The organism is Carboxylicivirga agarovorans (assembly GCF_050589845.1).
Classification (GTDB): domain Bacteria; phylum Bacteroidota; class Bacteroidia; order Bacteroidales; family Marinilabiliaceae; genus Carboxylicivirga; species Carboxylicivirga agarovorans.
Genome location: NZ_JBNGPA010000055.1, coordinates 1 through 18554, shown reverse-complemented (window position 1 = coordinate 18554; position 18554 = coordinate 1). Strand labels below are relative to the sequence as shown.

Here is an 18554-nt window from a genome sequence, read left to right as displayed (position 1 = left end):
TATGTGTTTAACAATAATGCGTATAAAGAGTAGCTTTTTGTAAGGAGGAGAGCTGATTTACATGATGCATAGATCTATACGTTTATAAAACTTCTTTTCGAACACTAAAAGGCAAAGCGCAGCGACGCCCCGGGTTACCCAACGCCCATCAATCCGGTGCAACAGCAATTGTTCTTCGATGCATTTGTGTTCCATGCACCGGCATAGCAAATACCCGATTGTGTATAAATAATATGTGATGAGTTTATTGGTCGAACTGATAAACTGTCGAACTGATTAATTGATTTACAGTTCCTATATATTTAAACCACAGATTACACACCCTGCTGATTATCGGGGTACACGAATTAATTCCTGCGGAATTGATCTTTTATAACCACGGATTACATAGATTACACAGATTATGGCTGCGCCATAGTAATCGCGTAGCGATTGCACAATTCGTGTAATCAGTGTAATTCGTGGTCATCCTTTTTTTATTTATCTAAATCATTGGTTTGTATTATACTCTACTTCTTTTAAAACCACGGATTTCTTCCTTTTGACCACGCCCAGATAGCCATCGGGAGTCAGACTGTCTATTTCTATAATGAATTATTCTTTATAAACTCAATGATCTCATTCAGGTAACCAAAGGCCACACCAACAACGGTGTCGGCCGCACCGTAATAAACCACTACCTTTTCATCGTCATTCAAGGCCGCACATGGAAATACCACATTCGGCACATCACCGGTTAATTCGTACATCTCAGCAGGGGCTAATAAATAAGGTTGCGTGCGGTAAAGCACTTTATCAGGTTGTTCAAGATCCAATAAAGCGGCACCCATTGAATAGCGGAAACCATTACAGGTATTGATAACACCGTGGTAAAAAATCAGCCAGCCATCTTTGGTTTTGATCGGCACGGCACCGGCACCTATCTTGGTACATTGCCAGGCACTGTCTTCAAATGGCGTTACTTTCATCATGCAGCGATGCTCGCCCCAGTATTTCATGTCAGGACTGTAACTCAGGTAGATATCACCAAATGGTGTGTGCCCGTTATCACTCGGTCGACTCATCATACAGTATTTACCGTTGATTTTCTCCGGGAATAACACGCCGTTTCGGTTAAATGGCAAGAAGGCATTCTCACATTGGAAAAACTCCTTAAAATCAAAGGTATAAGCAATGCCAATGGTAGGACCATGATAACCGTTACACCAGGTTATCCAATAGCGGTCTTCAATAAAGCAAACACGCGGGTCGTATTTGTAATCCGAGTCGATCATTTCGGTATTGCCGGCCTGCATCACAATGGGTTCGTGCTCAATGTCCCAGTTGATACCGTCTTTACTGAATCCGGCGAAAATATTCATCTGCACTGCCTTGTTGTCACAGCGGAAAACGCCTGCAAAGCCATCTTTAAAAGGCACAACGGCACTGTTGAAAATACTGTTGGACGATGGAATCTGGTAACGACCAATGATCGGATTTTTTGAGTATCGCCACATTACTTCAGTACTGCCTGCCGGCCTGTCTTCCCAAGGAATTGGAGTTATATTTTGTGTCATGATAATGATGTTTTTATTTCTTCTTTTGTCTAATCGACTAACTGTCTCCCCCGATAGCCATCGTAGTCTCATTCCTCACTACCTTCTTTATCAGGATAGATAAAAGGTACGAATTTAGCAGCTAATAAGGCAGGTATTGTAGCAACCAAAACCCATATGAAAAATACTTTATAGCCTAACCAATCACTCATTTGTCCGCTAAACATGCCCGAAGGAATAATACCCAGGTTCATGATACCTGATGCAAAGGCATAATGTGCCATCTTGTATTTTCCCGGTGCAATTTGTTGCATCATAAACAGAATCAGGCCAACAAAGCCAAATCCATATCCAAACCATTCGGTTAAAACCGACGCATACACCCAGCTGATATTTTCAGGCCTGAAGAGCGATAACAGGAAGTAACAGACAAAGGGTATATTAAAAGCCAATGCGAGGTACATTAACGAACGTTTTAAACCGCGCTTTGAAATAAAATAGCCTCCCAGTAAAGAGCCTGCAACAAAAGAAATACTGCCTGCTCCATATACCGATGCAACCGTTGAGGTGTCAAAGCCAAGTCCACCCTCAGCGATAGGCGCTTTTAAAAACAATGGAACTATCTTCAATGCCAATCCTTCGGCAAATCGATACAGAACGATAAATACAATGTGCCAGATGATATATTTCTTCTGAAAAAAGGTTCGAATAACCTCAAACAATGTGCTGAAGCCTTCTTTAAGTGTTGAAACCTTATGCTCAGAGCTGCCTCCCGATGGTAAGACCCTTAAGTGGTAAAATCCTAAAACGATCATAAGGATGCCACAAGCCGCCATGGCCCACATCCATGCAGTGGCAGGGCCCATCGTTTTACTTAATTCGCCTGCCAGGTAGGCAAAGCCCGACATCGATAGAAACTTGGCAATGTTGTAGGCTGCTCCCTGCCAACCAATATACTTGGCCTGATCTTCACTCGAAAGCGCGTTGATATACACACCATCAGTAGCAATATCATGGGTGGCACCACTAAATGCCAATATGGCAAAAAAGGCTATGGAATATTGGAAGAAGGATGGTAGCTGAAGCGAAAAGGCCACAAACATTAATGATATGCCTGTTATCCATTGTGTAATTAATACGAAATGCTTTTTTGTTTTAAACATCTCCAGCAAGGGACTCCAAAAGAGTTTGAAAGTCCATGGTAAAGTGATAAGCCCAGTCCAGAAAGTAATCTGCGCATCACCTACGCCAAGGTCTTCATACATCAGAACAGATGCCATGCTGACCAGCGCAAAAGGCAGGCCCATAGCAAAATAAACGGTTGGTATCCAAAGAGCAGGATGTCTTTTATCTTGTTTTTTCAGTGTCATCGAAATCCAGGTAAACAGTGCTGTTGCACAGTGATAATATTGATATACAAACTTCCTAAATGTCCATGACTTTAATAGCTGCCATAAATTCAAATAGGTGTATTTATGTGTTTTTAAAAATGCACCATGCTGCAGGTATAGCCGTCTGTTTTTTTATGTATCAGTCTGATATAGCAGCCCTGTGCCGGTGATGCTATGTTGAGAATACCTGCTTCCAATCCTGTCAATATTCCATATTCTTCAAGTGTTACTAACTATTTTGAGTTATTTTTGATACCAGGTAAGCAATACTATTATCCGATGAACAACGCTCATTTTAAGTTAGACACTTTTATTAATGATCCCAGTGAAGCTTTTCATGTAGCGCGCACAACCATCAGTTCGCACGACGACCTGCAGCTGCATAATCATGGTTTTGCCGAAGTGTTCTGGATTAAAGAAGGCAGGGGCATGCATATTATAAATGGACATGAATTACCGATCAGTAAAGGGCATCTGTGTATGATCCGTCCATCAGATGAACATACCTTTCGCCTGGATAAAAATCATGAAAGCCTCGTCGTTACCAATATAGCGTTTGGACAAGAGAGCCTGGATTATTTTAAAGAGCGGTATTTTACTGACTCGGATGCTTACTTTTGGACGAATGATAATTTGCCATTTCTTATACAGATAGACAGCGATCAGCTAAACGAATTATCAGCCATTACTGATCGCCTGATCAGTCAGCCGCGTGATTTTTTACACCTTGACTATATAATGATCCATGTTTTTCGCCTCCTGAATACCTTACAGGTTGGTCAGCTCCATATACCGCATTGGCTGGCCTATGCACTGGATAACTATAATACACCCGAGAAGTTTAAAGATGGGATCCAGGGTTTCGTAGCACTCACCGAGCGTTCAGTCGATCATGTTAACCGGGTACTGCAACAGCATCTCAAGCAAACCTTAACCGAAACGGTTATAAAAGCACGCCTGCAATACGCCTGCAGGCAGCTGATCATGACCAACTCATCCATTAAAACCATTTGTTTCGATTGCGGGTTTGAGTCGATCAGTTACTTCTATCGCTTGTTTAATAAACACATTGGACAAACCCCTGTTCAATACCGCAAAAAAAACCATAAAGTGTTTTAGGTCGCCTGGAGGAGGTAGAGGGTATAAGGTGAAATTTAAAAAATATAACAGAGCACTCTTCCGCCGGTAAGCGGAGTGTTCTTCCGTCGGTAAGCGGAGTATTCTTCCGTCGGTAAGCGGAACATTCTTCCGTCGGTAAGCGGAACATTCTTCCGTCGGTAAACGGAACACCCTTCCACTTAAACCAAGCTATCCTGTGATTTGCCCGACAGCCCGACAATGTCTCTAAAAAAACACCGTCAGTTTCAAGCGATATCGTCATAGGGCAATTTATAGCCACTGCTCATCAATAGTAATTTTTTCTGCATCCACAGAGTGTTAATAGTTTTGTAGCAAGCTAATTGATCAATGGAAGGAAGAATTACAACCATACAACGAATGTCCATTCACGATGGGCCCGGAATACGCTCTACGGTTTTTCTTAAGGGCTGTAACATGCGATGCCGATGGTGTCATAATCCTGAGACTTTCTCTCCTGGAAAAGAATTGGAATGGTTGTCTGATAAGTGTATTAACTGCCGGGAATGCTTGCCTCATTGTGCTACCGGGGCCTTACGCCTTAATGCGGGGACAGTGCAATTTGATAAAAGTAAATGTACAGCCTGTTTTAAATGCATTGATGCCTGTTTTGCTGATGCCTTAAATTCCATTGGTCGTGATTATTCACCACAGGCGCTTTTTAAAGAAGTGATGCAGGACAAGGTGTTTTTTGAGCAGTCGGGTGGAGGTGTTACCTTTTCGGGCGGAGAAGTTATGCTGCAAATAGACTTTGTTACTGAATGTATGAAGTTATTTAAAGAGGCTAAAATACATACAGCCATAGAAACAAACCTGCTGGCCTGCTGGGATAACTATCGACAATTATTGCCTTACGTAGATTTGGTCATGGCCGATCTGAAAGTAATGGATAATGTATCGCATAAAAAGTGGACGTCAGTCGGCAATGAGGTTGTTATCAGTAATATTCAGGAACTGGATAAAACAGGAAAAGCTTATTGCATACGTACACCACTTGTTCCGGGAGTCAATCACTCACATGATGCCATTGAAGCCATTGCCGGTTTTGTGTCTGGTTTAAAACATGTGCAGAAGTTCGAATTATTGCCTTTTCATCCCCTGGCAGATTCAAAATACAATAACCTGGGGCTTGCCAATCCTTTCGAACATGTAAAAGCCTTAGGTGAGCGGGATTTAAAAAGATATCAAAACATATTAATGAAATATAATCTTGTGTAATTATGGAACCACTCAAAGAATTTAAATATCAGGAGCGTTTGCAGGCACTGAGAAAAAGGAAGTTGGAGCAAACCCAAAACAAGATCAAGGTTGAAGGATTGCTGGATGAAGATGATTACGGACGCATTGCACCACCTGAAGATGGCTGGCAAAGTAAAGCTAATCATCCTGATGGTTCGTTTTATGGTCTTGATGGGTGGACCGATAACTTTTGCGATCTCATGCAAAATCATTCGGTATATGTGGATGCCAATGACGCATTTGCAGGCCGTTGGATGTATTTCATGTCACGTATGCGTGCTAATAAATGGAATCCTGATTATCCTTACACGCATTTGCAGGATAATATTGATAAGTATGATATTATATGCGGAATTGGCGATGATGCGCATTTTGCACCTGACTATCAAATGGGTGTTAAGTTAGGATGGCGAGGACTGCTTGACAAGATTCAAAGGTATCGTACACTTAATACCTCTGAAGATCAACAACAATTCTACGATGCCCATGAGCGCGCGATAAGAAGTATACAGGTGTGGATCAGCCACCATATAGAAGAGATCGAAAGTATGATCGGTGCCGAAACCGATCCTGAACTGAAAACCAACCTGGAGGAAATGCTTCAGGTTAATAAGAATATATTATCAGCACCACCTCAAACACTGCGTGAAGCATGTCAGTGGATCATCTGGTATCACCTGGCATCGCGTACCTATAACAGGGATGGGGCAGGTGGCCAAATAGACACACTATTACAACCTTTTTATGAGAAGGATCTGGCTGAAGGACGAATTAATCATGATAAGGCCGTTTATTATTTAGCCTGTTTCCTCATTAACGATCCAATATATTGGCAGTTGGGAGGACCTGATAAGGATGGTAATGAGCAGGCCTCAGATATTTCTTACCTGATACTGGAAGCAGGAGATAAGATCAATACATCACTGAACATCACTGTGCGTGTGCACGATGGTATGGATCAGGAATTGTTCAGGCGTTCGGTTGCTTACCTGATAAAGAATAAAAATGCCTGGCCACGATTCTCGGGTGACAAGGCTTTGGTTGAAGGATTTATGAAGAATGGTTTTGATGCGGCTACCGCACGACAGCGTATCGCTGTCGGTTGTAACTGGATGTCACTGCCGGGGCAGGAGTACACCATGAATGACCTGGTGAAAGTAAACATGGCCAGGGTATTTGAAGTCGCCTATAACGAGATGCTGGCTGATGAATCAAAAGAGAATAGCAGTCAGGACTTGTGGGAGCGGTTTAAGACCCACCTGGCCATCGCTGTTCATACAGCTGCCGATGGCATTCGTCATCACCTGAAATATCAGAAATACAATGAACCAGAATTGATACTGAATCTGCTGAGCCATGGTCCGCTTGAGAAAGGACTGGATGTGGCCGATGGAGGTGCCAAATACTATAACCTGTCTATCGATGGTGCAGGACTGGCCGTGGTGGCCGATTCAATGGCGGCTTTGCAACAGCGTATCGAGCAGGAGAAAAAGGTTAGCTGGGATGAGGTGGACTATCACCTTAAAGACGATTTTGAAGGGGCTGAAGGCGAGCGAATACGTTTGTTACTAAAAAACAGTGAGCGCTATGGTCAGGGTAATTCTTTGGCTGATGCCTGGGCCGATAAAATTAAAGACGTGTTTACTGCGCTTGTTCGTCAGGAGACAGAAGAAGAAAAGGGACATTTATTTATTCCTGGCTTTTTCTCATGGGCCAATACCGTTGGTTTTGGTAAGGCGCTGGGAGCGACACCAAACGGACGCAAGAGCAAAATGCCAATTTCGCACGGCGCAAATCCCAATCCTGGTTTTACTGCTGATGCAGCTTCTTTGGCTATGGCAAGCGCCATTGCACGTATTCAACCGGGCTACGGTAATACTGCACCCATGCAGTGGGAGCTCGATCCAGGTCTGGGCAAAGAGGAGCATGCCGAATTAATTGGTTCCATCATTAAAGCACACTTTGAGATGGGCGGAACACTGATCAACGTGAACATCATGGATAAGGAAAAAGTCCTGGAGGCGCATAAAGATCCGGCTAAGTTTCCTGAACTGGTGGTTCGTATTACCGGGTTCACGGCCTATTTTTCGATGCTGACACCTGAATTCAGGCAGTTGGTGGTTGATCGCATTCTTGAAAGCTAACACACACATGATGATAGATACGTATTCGCACAAGGGAGAGGGATATAATCCATTTCTGATAACACCGAAATGGCAGGTGGCACAGCTAAACCATGCTCCTGAAGAGGAGCTGGATGCCATTGAGCGTCTGGATGTTCATTTTTTAACTGACGAGGCTTTTTTCCTGGTTGAAGGTCAGGCTGTATTAATTGCAGCCGAAATTAATGGAGAGTCAATCACATATGACCTTCAGCTAATGCAGCCGGGTATTACTTATAATATTCCTAAAAATGTATGGCATAACATTGCGATGTACAAAGGCGCTAAAGTGCTCATCATTGAAGATGCCAATACACATTTGCCATTACCCGATGGAGATTATGACTTTCATTATTTGAATGAAGCGCAAATAGCCGATTTAAGAAAACAGGTCAATACACTTTTAAACAAATAATTCCGATAAATATCGGAACTAAACACAGTTAAATTCAATAATATGGAGATTAATATAAGCGCAGGTATGCTCCTTGTCGTTATGGCCGGTACTTTTTCAGGTACCTTTGCCATTCCCTTTAAATTTAATACCCGTTGGCAATGGGAAAATAACTGGATCATCTGGACTGTTTTTGCACTGTTGGTAACACCATGGATCGTGTCACTGATCACAGTACCCGATTTGTTCTCTATCTACGCTGATTCGATGGACAATGTGTTATTAGTTGCCTTGTTTGGAACCATATGGGGTATAGGTGCTATCCTATTTGGTCGTGGTATTCATTACCTGGGTGTATCGCTTAGTTTGCCAATTATGCTTGGTCTGATCAATTCGGTTGGAACCATTATGCCGATTGTATATAAAGATCCTGCAGCCCTGCTTGAACCAAGTGGTTTGCAGATCATACTGGGAGTAGCCATTTTGTTAGTCGGTATTGTCATCGTCTCTATCGCCGGCAGTAAAAAAGATGCCAGGCAAAATGAGTCATCCGATGCATCAGGCAAATCATTTACCCTGGGTATAATAGTCTGTATTCTGGCGGGTATATTCGGCCCAATGGTCAACTTTGCATTCGTTTTTGGTGAGCCCATGCAACTGAAAGCCATCGAATCGGGTACCTCTTCAAGCTTCGCGTCCAATACCATATGGAGCATTGCTCTGACCTGCGGTTTTATAGCCAATTTCATTTATTGTTTATACCTTTTGCAAAAGAATAAAACAGCTAAGCTCTTTAAAAAAAGTGCACCGGCTTATTGGTTTTGGGCCGCTTTGTCCGGCGTAATATGGTACTGTAGTGTCATGTTTTATGGTATGGGCAGCAACAAGCTGGGCGACCTGGGTGCGTCAGTGGGATGGGCCCTGATGCAAAGCCTGGCTATTATAGCCGGTAATGTATCAGGCATATTAGCCGGAGAATGGAAAGGAGCCAATAAAAGTGCTGTACGAATTATGGTGGGAGGCATGCTGGTATTAATTGCCGGTGTATTGGTGATAGCGTTTGTATAATAATAACATCCAAGATAAAATATGATTATGAAGCTTATAAATAACAGGATTGTTCTAATAGCAGCATTAAGCATTGGCTTGTTTGCCTGCAATACTCAGGACAAAGAATCAGTACTCAAATATGTTGATACACGTGTTGGAACAGCCGCCAGTATTGCCGATATTACGGTGACTGAAGTAGAGGAACCCATGGGCTATGTTTCACCCATTGTGGGTTACCCCTCCGCATTAACTCACTGGACGCCCCAAACTGCCACATGGACAGAGCGTATTATAACAGTACCTGTTCCGTATTGGTATGATCAGGATAAAATACAGGGATTCAGAGGTACACGATATCCTAACGGAGCTGTGGTTGGCGATTGGGGAGCCATGTGCATCATGCCAATGACTGGTAAGGTTAAGTTGGATGCTGATGCCAGGGCGTCCAATTTCAGCCATGACACTGAAGTGGCCAAACCACATTATTATGCCGTTCAGCTCGATGATTATAATATTAAAACAGAGTTCACCGCAGGCGCTAAAACGGCGTTTTTTCAGTTTACTTTTCCCGAATCAGCTTCTTCGTCTGTTCTATTTGATGCAGTTTATGTACCCAGCACCTATAAGGTCGTGCCTGAAAGAAATGAAATTGAAGGCTATTCAGTTATCGCTGGCCATTTCAGAAATCATTTTGTAGCTAAATTTGATAAACCATTCGAAGTATATACCGTTGATCTCTTGCCCGATGTGGTGGGACCGGAATTGGTACCCGATGGTTTCAAAGCAGAGTACTTTAATAATGATAAGCTGGAAGGCGATCCCGCTGTTATCGTAAACCATAGCAAGCTTAACTACGATTGGTTAAAAGAGCCGGCCGAAGGCGTTAAAGCTGATTTCTTCTCTGCGAGGTATACGGCAACCTTTGTTGCCCGACATACGGGGGAACATGTATTCGAGTTAACCACCAAAGATGGAACGCGCATGTATATCAATGATGACATGGTGATCGACAAATGTATGTACAGGGCCACCGGTACCAATACTCACAAGGTAAATTTTGTTGAAGGTGAGAAATACAAAATACGCATTGAATATTACGATGGCTCAAGTACAACAGAAATGCACTTAAGGTGCTTGGAGCCGGTAAAGGCAGATCCTGGCAAGGGTGCTAAAATGGCACTTCAGGGAGCAGATGGCAACGCCGTTTATGTGAGCTTTGCAACCAAAGCCAATGAAAAAGTTAAGATGAAGGTAGGTACTTCTTTGATCGATATAGACCAGGCTCGTGCCAATATGGAGGAAGAATTTGCTGATTTTGACTTTGATAAGGCTGTTAAAAGAGGTGCAGACTTGTGGGAAGATGAACTGAATATGATCCGGGTGGAAGGAAGCGAAGATGATAAGGCCATTTTTTATACAGCCTTAACCAAATGTTTTGTCAATCCCCGTAATTTAAGTGAGGGAGGCAGATACTTCAGTCCCTTTGACTACCAGGTTCATGATGGTGTTATGTATACCGATCTGTCCTTATGGGATACCTTCCGTTCTTTACATCCGCTATGGGTGATACTTAAGCCCCGGGAAACTACTGATGTTATTAATGGTATGCTCAATACCTATCAACAGGGAGGGTGGTTGCCCAAATGGCCAAACCCATGGTATCGCAGCATTATGATGGGAACGCATGCCGATGCCGTTATTGCCGATGCCTATGTGAAAGGCATCAGGGGCTTTGATACCGAAATGGCTTTTGAAGCCATGCTGAAGAATGCCACTGAAAAAGGAAACAGGGGCTTCTCGGGCCGTGTTGGTATTGAGCACTTCAATGAAATTGGTTATGTGCCTGCTGATGTATTTGGTTATTATGGTGAACCAGTGGCACGTACACTTGAGTTTTCATACGATGACTATTGTATTGCTCAAATGGCAAAAGCCCTGGGTAAGGATGATTACCATGCTGAATTTATGGAACGATCGAAGCGTTACATCAACGTTCTGGATAAAGAAACCGGCCTGGTACGCGGTAAGAAATTAAACGGCGAATGGTTACCGTCTTTCGATAAAAGCATTAGTGTATGGGCACGCGGTACCGAGCATGATACCGAGGTGTATTATAAGAATCACACCCTGCTGGTTCCGCATGATGTGGCTGGCCTGGCCGACTTCATGGGTGGTGAAGATCAGCTGGAAGCATACCTTGACGATTTCTTTGCGAAAGACATGTACTATGTGGGTGATGAGTTTTCAATGCATGCTCCTTATATGTATAATTTTATTGGTGCCCCATGGAAAACACAAAAGGTAGTGCGCGATATGCTGGCCAGGTATTTTTTTAATGATGTGGGCGGCTTGCCGGGCAACGACGATTGCGGGCAGGTATCATCGTGGTATGTATTTGGTGCCATGGGCTTCTACCCTGCTTGTCCGGGAGACCCAATCTATCAGCTTTGCAGTCCGGTACTCAATAAAGTGGCTATCAATGTGGGCAATGGCAAAACCTTTACCATTATAGCCAACAATAATTCAAAGGAGAATGCCTACATACAGTCGGCAACACTTAATGGACAGTCTTATAACTTAAGTTACCTGCACCATGATGACCTGGTGAAAGGGGGTGAATTGGTATTTGAAATGGGAGCTAAGCCCAATAAGAACTGGGGGGCGGCTGTAGATTAATAATACTTATTGATATTTCGGGAATCCTTTTTGTCCGCATAGTGGAATGATACTATAGTGGATAATAAGAGGCTGTCCAAATTTTAAGTTTCACGCTAAGGCCGCTAAGAATTACGCCAAGACAACAAAGTATATGATGTTATTTTTCAATATCTTGCGTGCTTTGCGTTTTTTTAGTTTGCGTTCTTTGCGAGCAATATCCTCTTTTTTGGACATCCTCTTTTTCATCATTACAGCGTCAACAATGTCATAAGTTTTAACAATTTTTATTTCTCTTGCCTGAAGGCATCTGCAGTCATCTTTGTATGCTTTTTAAAAAAGCGCATAAAATACGATTTGTCTGTAAAGCCCAGTTCTAATGCTATTTCGTTTATTGTATTGTCGGTAAATAACAAAAGCCGCTTCGCTTCCAGCAACAAACGTTCGTGTACAAGCTTGGTAAGGGTCTTGTTTAAGCCCTTTTTGCATATGCTGTTTAGATGTTTGGACGATAAGTGCATCATACTGGCATAGTCATCCAATAGCTTATAGTCCTTAAAATGCTTGTCAATCAATAGTTCAAGCTTCCTGAGCTGATACACCAGGTGATGAGGCATGGGGTTGGCAGGCTTTGGCTCATACATGCGCGATGCGGTGATAAGCAGTATTTCAAGATGTGCCCGCAGCATATCTTCCTTAAATTTACCATTGCCTGTATATTCTTCATACAACTGCCCGGCTATCTCATGTACCTTGGCACTTGTATTGGTGGGGTAAATGCTTGGCTCATTGTAAAGCGAATAAAAGAAGGGGAAGTTGATCAGTCTCTGTTTATCGTGGTGTAAAGTATAAAACTCTGAATCAAAGGTAATGATAAAGCCCTCGGTATCATGACTGAGATCCATGGAGTGTACCTGGCCGGGCGAGATGAAAAACAGTGAATTAGCTTTTATATCAAACTGTTTAAAATCAATGGTGTGTATGCCGCTTCCGCTGTGTATGTATTGAACATGGTAATAATCGTGCCGGTGGGGTTCAACAACAACCCGTTCTTTAGTGCTTAAAGGGCTTAACTTTTCAATCTCAAATTTACTTGCCTGAGGGCCACTGGATTTAAAACTGCGAACCGGTAATTGCTGAACCTCTTTTTTCATGGAGACACTACTTTAGTTTTTTCCCAATAAAGCGTATAACCGAGCTTTCTCCAACATGGCCAAAGCCTTCGTTAAGGTCTACCATCTTTTTTTCCAGCAGGATAAGCTCATAGTTGTCAAAGTCGCGCTTTATTTCGCTTACAGCATACATCATATTGGTATCAGGAGGTCCGCCAACTGCAGGATTGACTTTGTTTAATTCGCGATGTTCCTTGCTAAATGCTTCAAATACAATATATCCACCCACTTTCAGATAGGTGTTCAGCCGTTTGTGCATGGCCGACTTAATATCAGGTGTAAAATGAACAAATGTCAGGCAAAGGGCATCAAATTCACCTGGAGCGTATTGTTCCTCCATAAAACTGCTTACGCGGTAATTGATACTGACGTTTTTTGATGCTGCCAGTTGATCGGCTCGCTCTTTGCCTTTGCTGCTAAAATCAAAAGCCGATACATCCCAGCCCAGTTGTGCAGCATAAACCGCATTGCGCCCTTCTCCTTCGGCCGGAAACAATATTCTTCCCGGTGTTAGCAACGGCAGCTGATCTTTAACAAATGAGTTGGGCTCTTCGCCATAAGCAAACTGTTCCTGACTGTATCTGTCATCCCAAAATTCTTTCATGCTTTTGTTGTTTAATTGTTGAAAGCAAATGTATAGCGCTCAAACATTCTTTCAGGTAGACAAAAAGAGCTTTTAAATGTACATTTGAGCAGCTCTATACCACATCCTTTTTAACAAAGATGTCATGTATCTGTTTCATTTTTTGAAACCAGCTTTCAATGGTTCTTTCTTCCAATACCCATTCCTGTGGATTGACAAGGGCAAAATGTGAGGAGCCAGCCAGGTCAGGTACAAAGTCAACATTTGTTTCGTTTATCGAGAAGTTGAGAAAGTATTTGCTGTCAAGACTTTCGATCATTAAACGCTGTAGAACGGAATGTTTAAAATAGCGGTTGACAATCGCTCCGTCATTACCTGCTGTTACAATCTTTGAATCGAAAAAACGGCTCCCGCTTTTAATGGTCTTTTTAGACAAAAAGGGATTTAATTTATCCAGTATGTCTTTGCGCTTAAAATTAAGTATGGATGCTTTAGGCATATTGGTTTTAAAGTAAATGCCGCAGAAAACAGTGTATTCAGTAATCTTGTAATAGGGATCGCCAAAGAGAACGAAATACATTTCATGGGACTCATCGTAGGGGATATAAACAGTGCGCTTAAACTTTGGTATTTTACGATACGACGGAAGTGGGTATTGCTCCTCAGTATAGTGAATTTCACGACCGGTTTTCCTGGCAAAGTCCTGCAGTTTCTGAATGTTTGATTTTTCTTCCATTATGGATGTTGTTTAGAGTCAGGTGATTTAAATAGAGTATACTAAGTTATCATTTTTGATGTAAAAAAAGAAGATTGATGACGGAAGGCGGGGGATCGGCAATTATGCAAACCTAAGGGGTGGCTATCGGGGGAGCGATGAAACGTGTATTGATATCGCGAATAGCAGATAAATCCTTAAATTAGCAGTGAGCAGTTAATACAGTATTAAACGATCAGCAGTTATGACAGTCAAAACGAAGGCGCAGGAAATCCATACACAGTTAAGCAGTGAAGGAACCAAACTTGGTGATATACGAAAAATAGCTAAAGAAATAAAAAAAGACCATCAACTGGCCATGGAACTATGGTCGACCGGGGCTTTTTTATCGCGGCAGCTGGCTATATTGATCATGGACAAAAAGCTGTTAACGGAGGATGTGCTGGATCAACTGACGGCTGATATACAAAAACATGTCTTAAGCGAGCGAACGCATTTAACGGATTGGTTACTGGCCAATCAATTGACAAAAGATAAGAAAACCATTGCCTTGATGGAGTCATGGGCCAATAGCGAATCGCCAGTTCAACGGCGCCTTTACTGGTATTACCAGGGCCGACTGAGATGGACCGGTAAAACACAGCCGGATAATTCAATGGCCCTGCTTGACTCCATAGAGCAAAACCTGATCAAGGAGGAACCTGAAGTACAATGGGCCATGAATTTTACAGCCGCCTGGATAGGTATCTACGAAGTGGCGTTGCGTGAAAGGTGTGTCGCACTGGGTGAAAACTCAGGGCTTTATAAGGAAGAACGTGCACCAAAGGGCTGTACGCCCAACTACCTGCCGGAGTTTATCAGGATCGAGGCCAAGAAAAGGGGCTTATAGAGATGGGCGATGAGAAATGAGCGATGAGACTGCATCCACGACACCCATAGCGACACCGTGGATACAGACAATGCTTTTTTTAAAACAGCTTTTCTTCGGTGAGTTCACCATTGGAGTAAAACTCCTCTTTCGTTAATTCACCAACTTCATTCCACATACTTTGTTTACCTTCTTTTTTGTCATTAACAAAATTGGCGGTCGAAGAAATCAGTCCATTACCATGATACCAGGTCCATTCACCTTCGCGCTTGTTATCCTCAATACTTCCAATGGCGTATAACTCACCTGTTTCGAAGTATATCTTTGTTTCTCCAGATCGACGACCTGCTTTATAATATTGCTCCTGGTAAGTGCTTTGTGTCGTTTCGTACAGAGATATCCAGTTACCTTCACGCAAACCGTTAAGAATAGACCCTGATTCGTGTACCTTTATCTCATCATCATAAAACGATTGGTAATAGCCATTGCCATCTACTACCATGGCAGTTCCATCTGATTTCCAGGTGTTATTGATCAAATAAAGATCGCCTTCATAAACGCCTTCTTCTTTTAACTGACCATTTTCATAATAGCTTAGCCATTCGCCCTTTTGCAAACCTTCTTTTACCTGACCTTCAGTCATGACCTGACCATTGGAATGGAACAATTTAAAATGACCTTCACCGTTTTTTACGTGCTGATGGCCGTTTTCATCCCATACATCTTCAATTATAACGGTTTCTTCGTCTTTATGAAACAAGATGCTCTCTGGCTTACCATTGTTGTAATAGTGTTTCCATTGGCCGCTGCTAATGCCTTTATCCATCTTACCTTCTGAAGCAAGTTGTCCGTTTTCATGGTATGACCTCCAAATACCATCCTGACGACTCCTGAGGTAATTGCCTTCTTGCTGCAGTTGTGCTGTTTCATACCAGTTTTTCCACCAGCCTGTCATTCGTCCTTCTTCATAACGACCCGAATCAAGTTTAGCCCCATTATCATAGTAACTCAACCATATGCCATGTTCGAGACCTGATTTGTAATGACCTTCACGTACAATATGCCCCGATTCATTGAACCATTGCCATAAACTGTCAGGAGTGCCTTCGCTAAAATGGGCAATAAGCTGTGTATTCCCATTTTCGTACCAGTAGGTCCATTTTCCTTCTTCTTTACTGTGCACAAGTTCACCCTCTGACATGGGCTTGCCCGACTCATAGGTGTAAGTTTTAAAACCACTGACTCCATTGTTAACAGTAATAAAAAAACCACCCATAACAACTATGGAAACGATAACCAGTGGCATGCGTAGTTTGTAGTTAGCCGGAAAACCTTCCGATTTATTTTCCTGCATCATTTTTATCTCAAATTCTGATACACGCCTGAACGCCAGTTTGTATCCTTCAAAAATGGCTATTCCGTAAAACAGGATGTCCATGGCGCTGAAGGATTCAACCAGGATAGAAATAATAGTGCCCGGATCGAGGTAGGATAACACTTCCAGGTAGCTCAATGATTCGGCATGTGCAAAAAAGCCCACCTGGCTAAAGAGGTTTCCGCTTAAACAGCCCAGCAGAGCAAGGATAGCTCCCAGTACACCAAATTTCTGATCAATACCTGCACCAAAAAAGCGAACGGCAAAGCCAACAATCAAACCAACTCCAATGGCCATATAGCCAACCTGGTACTCGGTACTAACGGTTATGGCAGCCCAAATGACACCACTGATAAAACTGGCCAGCAAACCACCAACAATGGCATAGTAGAAGTCCTGATGATCCTTTAGTTTATTAAGTATGTTGGTATCCAGACTGTTTAAGATGGTCTGGTCAGTTTCATCAGCTGATTCAATAACTGTTTCTTTAACATGTTCATCACGATTATAGTGTTCACAGCTTGTTTCAAAATCAGCTTTTTCACCCGTTAGGCGGCACAACAATCCTTGTTTAAGATCGCTTTGCCGATTGGTACATTTTTTACAAAATTCTAGTTGTTCTTGTCTGGTCATCATTTAATGTGTTATAGATTTTATTCATGGTCTAATGACGCCGTAGATGTTTCATTCTTTCCTGGTACAATACTATTTTGGCGATAAGACAATACTAAAATATAATTATCATTTAAAATATCCTTATTATGTTGAGATAGATTGGACAGATATTGATAAGTATAGGTCAGGGTAGGACCAACGATCATTGACATGACCTGGTGTGCATGAACTGTTGAGTGTGATCGAAAGAACAATCAAGCAAGCCGAGGGTAGGCTAAGCCCTTTGTTCATTGGTCACAGGGGCGACGAAAAGGTTGGTTGGTGTTGATATCTATTGGTATTCATGATACTGGGGCGAGAATGAATGTGGCTCGCAAAACCTATTGTTTGTTCATTAAACAGGCTATATATTTCCAGCGTGAATAAAATTGTTTTTGTGATTTCACAGGAAATAATTCACCTAAGCTGAAACCTAAGATAAGATGAATAAGGAATACACCCGAATGAAAGAGATAGCAAAGTTATTTATATTGATCACTATTCATGCTTTGTTCGCATTGATTTCATGCAATGATAACGGTTCAGTACCAAGCCCTGAAATTGATGCCTGTTTCGCATCAACATTTAATGATACCGCTTATGATCTGACCATTGACGGAGACACCATACATATTATTAAATCCTGTTTTGCCCGGGAAAACTCCCTGCCCATCGTTATCAGTACTAAGGGCATTGAGAACATATATATGGAAGGCGTTACAATGGAAGGATACCTGGTAACTCTGGATGTCAGTAATATTAATAAGGATAATGATGTCGGGCTGGTATGTTTTACCCTGGGTAACATTGATTATGTATTCAAGATCACCTATAACATAACAGGTATAGACCACCCCTGTAATTTGATCATGGTAAAATCGTTTGTTGCGGAACCTTTGTAAGAGTAATACGAATAGGAAATTACTAAATATCGCTATCCGGATAGTGCGATGGTGAGCTAACATTCTAAAAAATAGTCGATAATTCTTGCACTTTGCTGGCGATTACCTTCGGAACACCTTCGAGCCCGCTTCGGTAATTGGTCGGCAGTTCTTCGGTAATCCTTCGGTAATTGTTCGCTTACGCGCGTAGCCGAACAATTACCGAAGAAATACCGAAGAAGGACCGTTTAAGACCCGAAATTGACCCGAAAAGGGTCCAAAACATCACAAAACTGACTGGTTTAAGTGCTTTTTTGGGGTTTATTATGCAAAAAGCCTGTTTTTTCTAACGTCCACTTGCTAGGGTATTTAATATAATGTGATTGCTTTGTGGTGTATCATTCAGATATTGAATGTTTTATGGTTTTTGCCAAATTACAGTGCATGCATTGTCATTGACCAGGGCTATCTGAGTTAGTATGTTTGTGGAAAGCTTTAGGCACAAAATCATTAAACGCAAGGATCATGGAAAAAATGAGACAAAAGACGAATGACCGGGGATCGAGGACTGATGATGGCAGAACGGATTGATGAGTGTTAGGATCCCAAAGGCGTTGCGTTTTAGTGTTCGAAAAGAAGTTTTATAAACGTATAGATCTATGCATCATGTAAATCAGCTCTCCTCCTTACAAAAAGGAGGAGTCCGGTGAGGTACGAACCGGGAGGTGGTTTTAGAAACTTTT

Annotated in this window: 14 protein-coding genes; 8 read left to right on the top strand and 6 right to left on the bottom strand. The window is 42.3% G+C overall.

The features are described from left to right. Window positions 1-584: 584 nt before the first annotated feature. Together ACRD69_RS24480 and ACRD69_RS24475 are read right to left on the bottom strand one after the other, a co-directional pair. Complete coding sequence (locus ACRD69_RS24480) at window positions 585-1556, bottom strand: glycoside hydrolase family 130 protein (RefSeq protein WP_430817767.1); 972 nt, start codon at window positions 1554-1556, stop codon at window positions 585-587. 68 nt (window positions 1557-1624) lie between these two features. Beyond that, the gene (locus ACRD69_RS24475) at window positions 1625-2905 is read right to left on the bottom strand and encodes an MFS transporter (protein WP_430817766.1); all 1281 of its coding nucleotides are present in this window, start codon (window positions 2903-2905) and stop codon (window positions 1625-1627) included. A gap of 195 nt (window positions 2906-3100) precedes the next feature. Between ACRD69_RS24475 and ACRD69_RS24470 the strand changes: the two genes are divergently transcribed. The 6 genes from ACRD69_RS24470 to ACRD69_RS24445 all read left to right on the top strand — a co-directional run bounded on the left by ACRD69_RS24470 (window position 3101) and on the right by ACRD69_RS24445 (window position 11584). Beyond that, a complete protein-coding gene (locus tag ACRD69_RS24470) occupies window positions 3101-4045 on the top strand; it encodes an AraC family transcriptional regulator (RefSeq protein ID WP_430817765.1) in 945 nt (314 codons plus the stop codon). Window positions 4046-4393: 348 nt separating this feature from the next. Further along, complete coding sequence (locus tag ACRD69_RS24465) at window positions 4394-5281, top strand: glycyl-radical enzyme activating protein (RefSeq protein WP_430817764.1); 888 nt, start codon at window positions 4394-4396, stop codon at window positions 5279-5281. 2 nt (window positions 5282-5283) lie between these two features. After that, window positions 5284-7446: a pyruvate formate lyase family protein gene (locus tag ACRD69_RS24460; RefSeq protein WP_430817763.1), complete on the top strand. Its 2163-nt coding sequence runs from the start codon at window positions 5284-5286 to the stop codon at window positions 7444-7446. 10 nt (window positions 7447-7456) lie between these two features. Beyond that, complete coding sequence (locus tag ACRD69_RS24455; protein WP_430817762.1) at window positions 7457-7879, top strand: hypothetical protein; 423 nt, start codon at window positions 7457-7459, stop codon at window positions 7877-7879. A gap of 42 nt (window positions 7880-7921) precedes the next feature. After that, entirely contained in the window at window positions 7922-8926 is a 1005-nt protein-coding gene (locus tag ACRD69_RS24450) for an L-rhamnose/proton symporter RhaT (protein WP_430817761.1), read from the top strand. A gap of 27 nt (window positions 8927-8953) precedes the next feature. Further along, window positions 8954-11584, top strand: a complete 2631-nt coding sequence (locus tag ACRD69_RS24445) for a GH92 family glycosyl hydrolase (RefSeq protein ID WP_430817760.1) — start codon at window positions 8954-8956, stop codon at window positions 11582-11584. A gap of 266 nt (window positions 11585-11850) precedes the next feature. Here ACRD69_RS24445 and ACRD69_RS24440 read toward each other — a convergent pair whose 3' ends face one another. The 3 genes from ACRD69_RS24440 to ACRD69_RS24430 form a co-directional block, all read right to left on the bottom strand. After that, window positions 11851-12717, bottom strand: coding sequence for a helix-turn-helix domain-containing protein (locus ACRD69_RS24440; protein ID WP_430817759.1), 867 nt, complete (start codon window positions 12715-12717; stop codon window positions 11851-11853). A 7-nt stretch (window positions 12718-12724) separates the two neighbouring features. Then, on the bottom strand, window positions 12725-13339 hold the full coding sequence (locus tag ACRD69_RS24435; protein WP_430817758.1) for a class I SAM-dependent methyltransferase: 615 nt from the start codon (window positions 13337-13339) through the stop codon (window positions 12725-12727). Between the two features lie 94 nt (window positions 13340-13433). Next, window positions 13434-14054 carry a hypothetical protein gene (locus ACRD69_RS24430; RefSeq protein ID WP_430817757.1) on the bottom strand — a complete coding sequence of 207 codons (621 nt, stop codon included), beginning with the start codon at window positions 14052-14054 and terminating at the stop codon, window positions 13434-13436. Window positions 14055-14277: 223 nt separating this feature from the next. On the opposite strand from ACRD69_RS24430, the gene ACRD69_RS24425 reads away from it, so the two are divergent. Next, on the top strand, window positions 14278-14922 hold the full coding sequence (locus ACRD69_RS24425; protein ID WP_430817756.1) for a DNA alkylation repair protein: 645 nt from the start codon (window positions 14278-14280) through the stop codon (window positions 14920-14922). Window positions 14923-15001: 79 nt separating this feature from the next. Here ACRD69_RS24425 and ACRD69_RS24420 read toward each other — a convergent pair whose 3' ends face one another. After that, on the bottom strand, window positions 15002-16837 hold the full coding sequence (locus ACRD69_RS24420) for a hypothetical protein (protein WP_430817755.1): 1836 nt from the start codon (window positions 16835-16837) through the stop codon (window positions 15002-15004). 536 nt (window positions 16838-17373) lie between these two features. Here ACRD69_RS24420 and ACRD69_RS24415 point away from each other — a divergent pair. Continuing rightward, window positions 17374-17832, top strand: coding sequence for a hypothetical protein (locus ACRD69_RS24415; RefSeq protein ID WP_430817754.1), 459 nt, complete (start codon window positions 17374-17376; stop codon window positions 17830-17832). Window positions 17833-18554 lie beyond the last annotated feature (722 nt).

What these genes read in the sequence shown, in the direction of transcription:
- ACRD69_RS24460 (WP_430817763.1), top strand. Translation starts at nt 5,284, where the DNA reads ATGGAACCACTCAAAGAATTTAAATATCAGGAGCGTTTGCAGGCACTG.
- ACRD69_RS24425 (WP_430817756.1), top strand. Translation starts at nt 14,278, where the DNA reads ATGACAGTCAAAACGAAGGCGCAGGAAATCCATACACAGTTAAGCAGT.
- ACRD69_RS24415 (WP_430817754.1), top strand. Translation starts at nt 17,374, where the DNA reads ATGAATAAGGAATACACCCGAATGAAAGAGATAGCAAAGTTATTTATA.
- ACRD69_RS24465 (WP_430817764.1), top strand. Translation starts at nt 4,394, where the DNA reads ATGGAAGGAAGAATTACAACCATACAACGAATGTCCATTCACGATGGG.
- ACRD69_RS24445 (WP_430817760.1), top strand. Translation starts at nt 8,954, where the DNA reads ATGAAGCTTATAAATAACAGGATTGTTCTAATAGCAGCATTAAGCATT.
- ACRD69_RS24440 (WP_430817759.1), bottom strand. Translation starts at nt 12,717, where the DNA reads ATGAAAAAAGAGGTTCAGCAATTACCGGTTCGCAGTTTTAAATCCAGT.
- ACRD69_RS24435 (WP_430817758.1), bottom strand. Translation starts at nt 13,339, where the DNA reads ATGAAAGAATTTTGGGATGACAGATACAGTCAGGAACAGTTTGCTTAT.
- ACRD69_RS24470 (WP_430817765.1), top strand. Translation starts at nt 3,101, where the DNA reads ATGTTGAGAATACCTGCTTCCAATCCTGTCAATATTCCATATTCTTCA.
- ACRD69_RS24480 (WP_430817767.1), bottom strand. Translation starts at nt 1,556, where the DNA reads ATGACACAAAATATAACTCCAATTCCTTGGGAAGACAGGCCGGCAGGC.
- ACRD69_RS24475 (WP_430817766.1), bottom strand. Translation starts at nt 2,905, where the DNA reads ATGACACTGAAAAAACAAGATAAAAGACATCCTGCTCTTTGGATACCA.
- ACRD69_RS24450 (WP_430817761.1), top strand. Translation starts at nt 7,922, where the DNA reads ATGGAGATTAATATAAGCGCAGGTATGCTCCTTGTCGTTATGGCCGGT.
- ACRD69_RS24455 (WP_430817762.1), top strand. Translation starts at nt 7,457, where the DNA reads ATGATAGATACGTATTCGCACAAGGGAGAGGGATATAATCCATTTCTG.
- ACRD69_RS24430 (WP_430817757.1), bottom strand. Translation starts at nt 14,054, where the DNA reads ATGGAAGAAAAATCAAACATTCAGAAACTGCAGGACTTTGCCAGGAAA.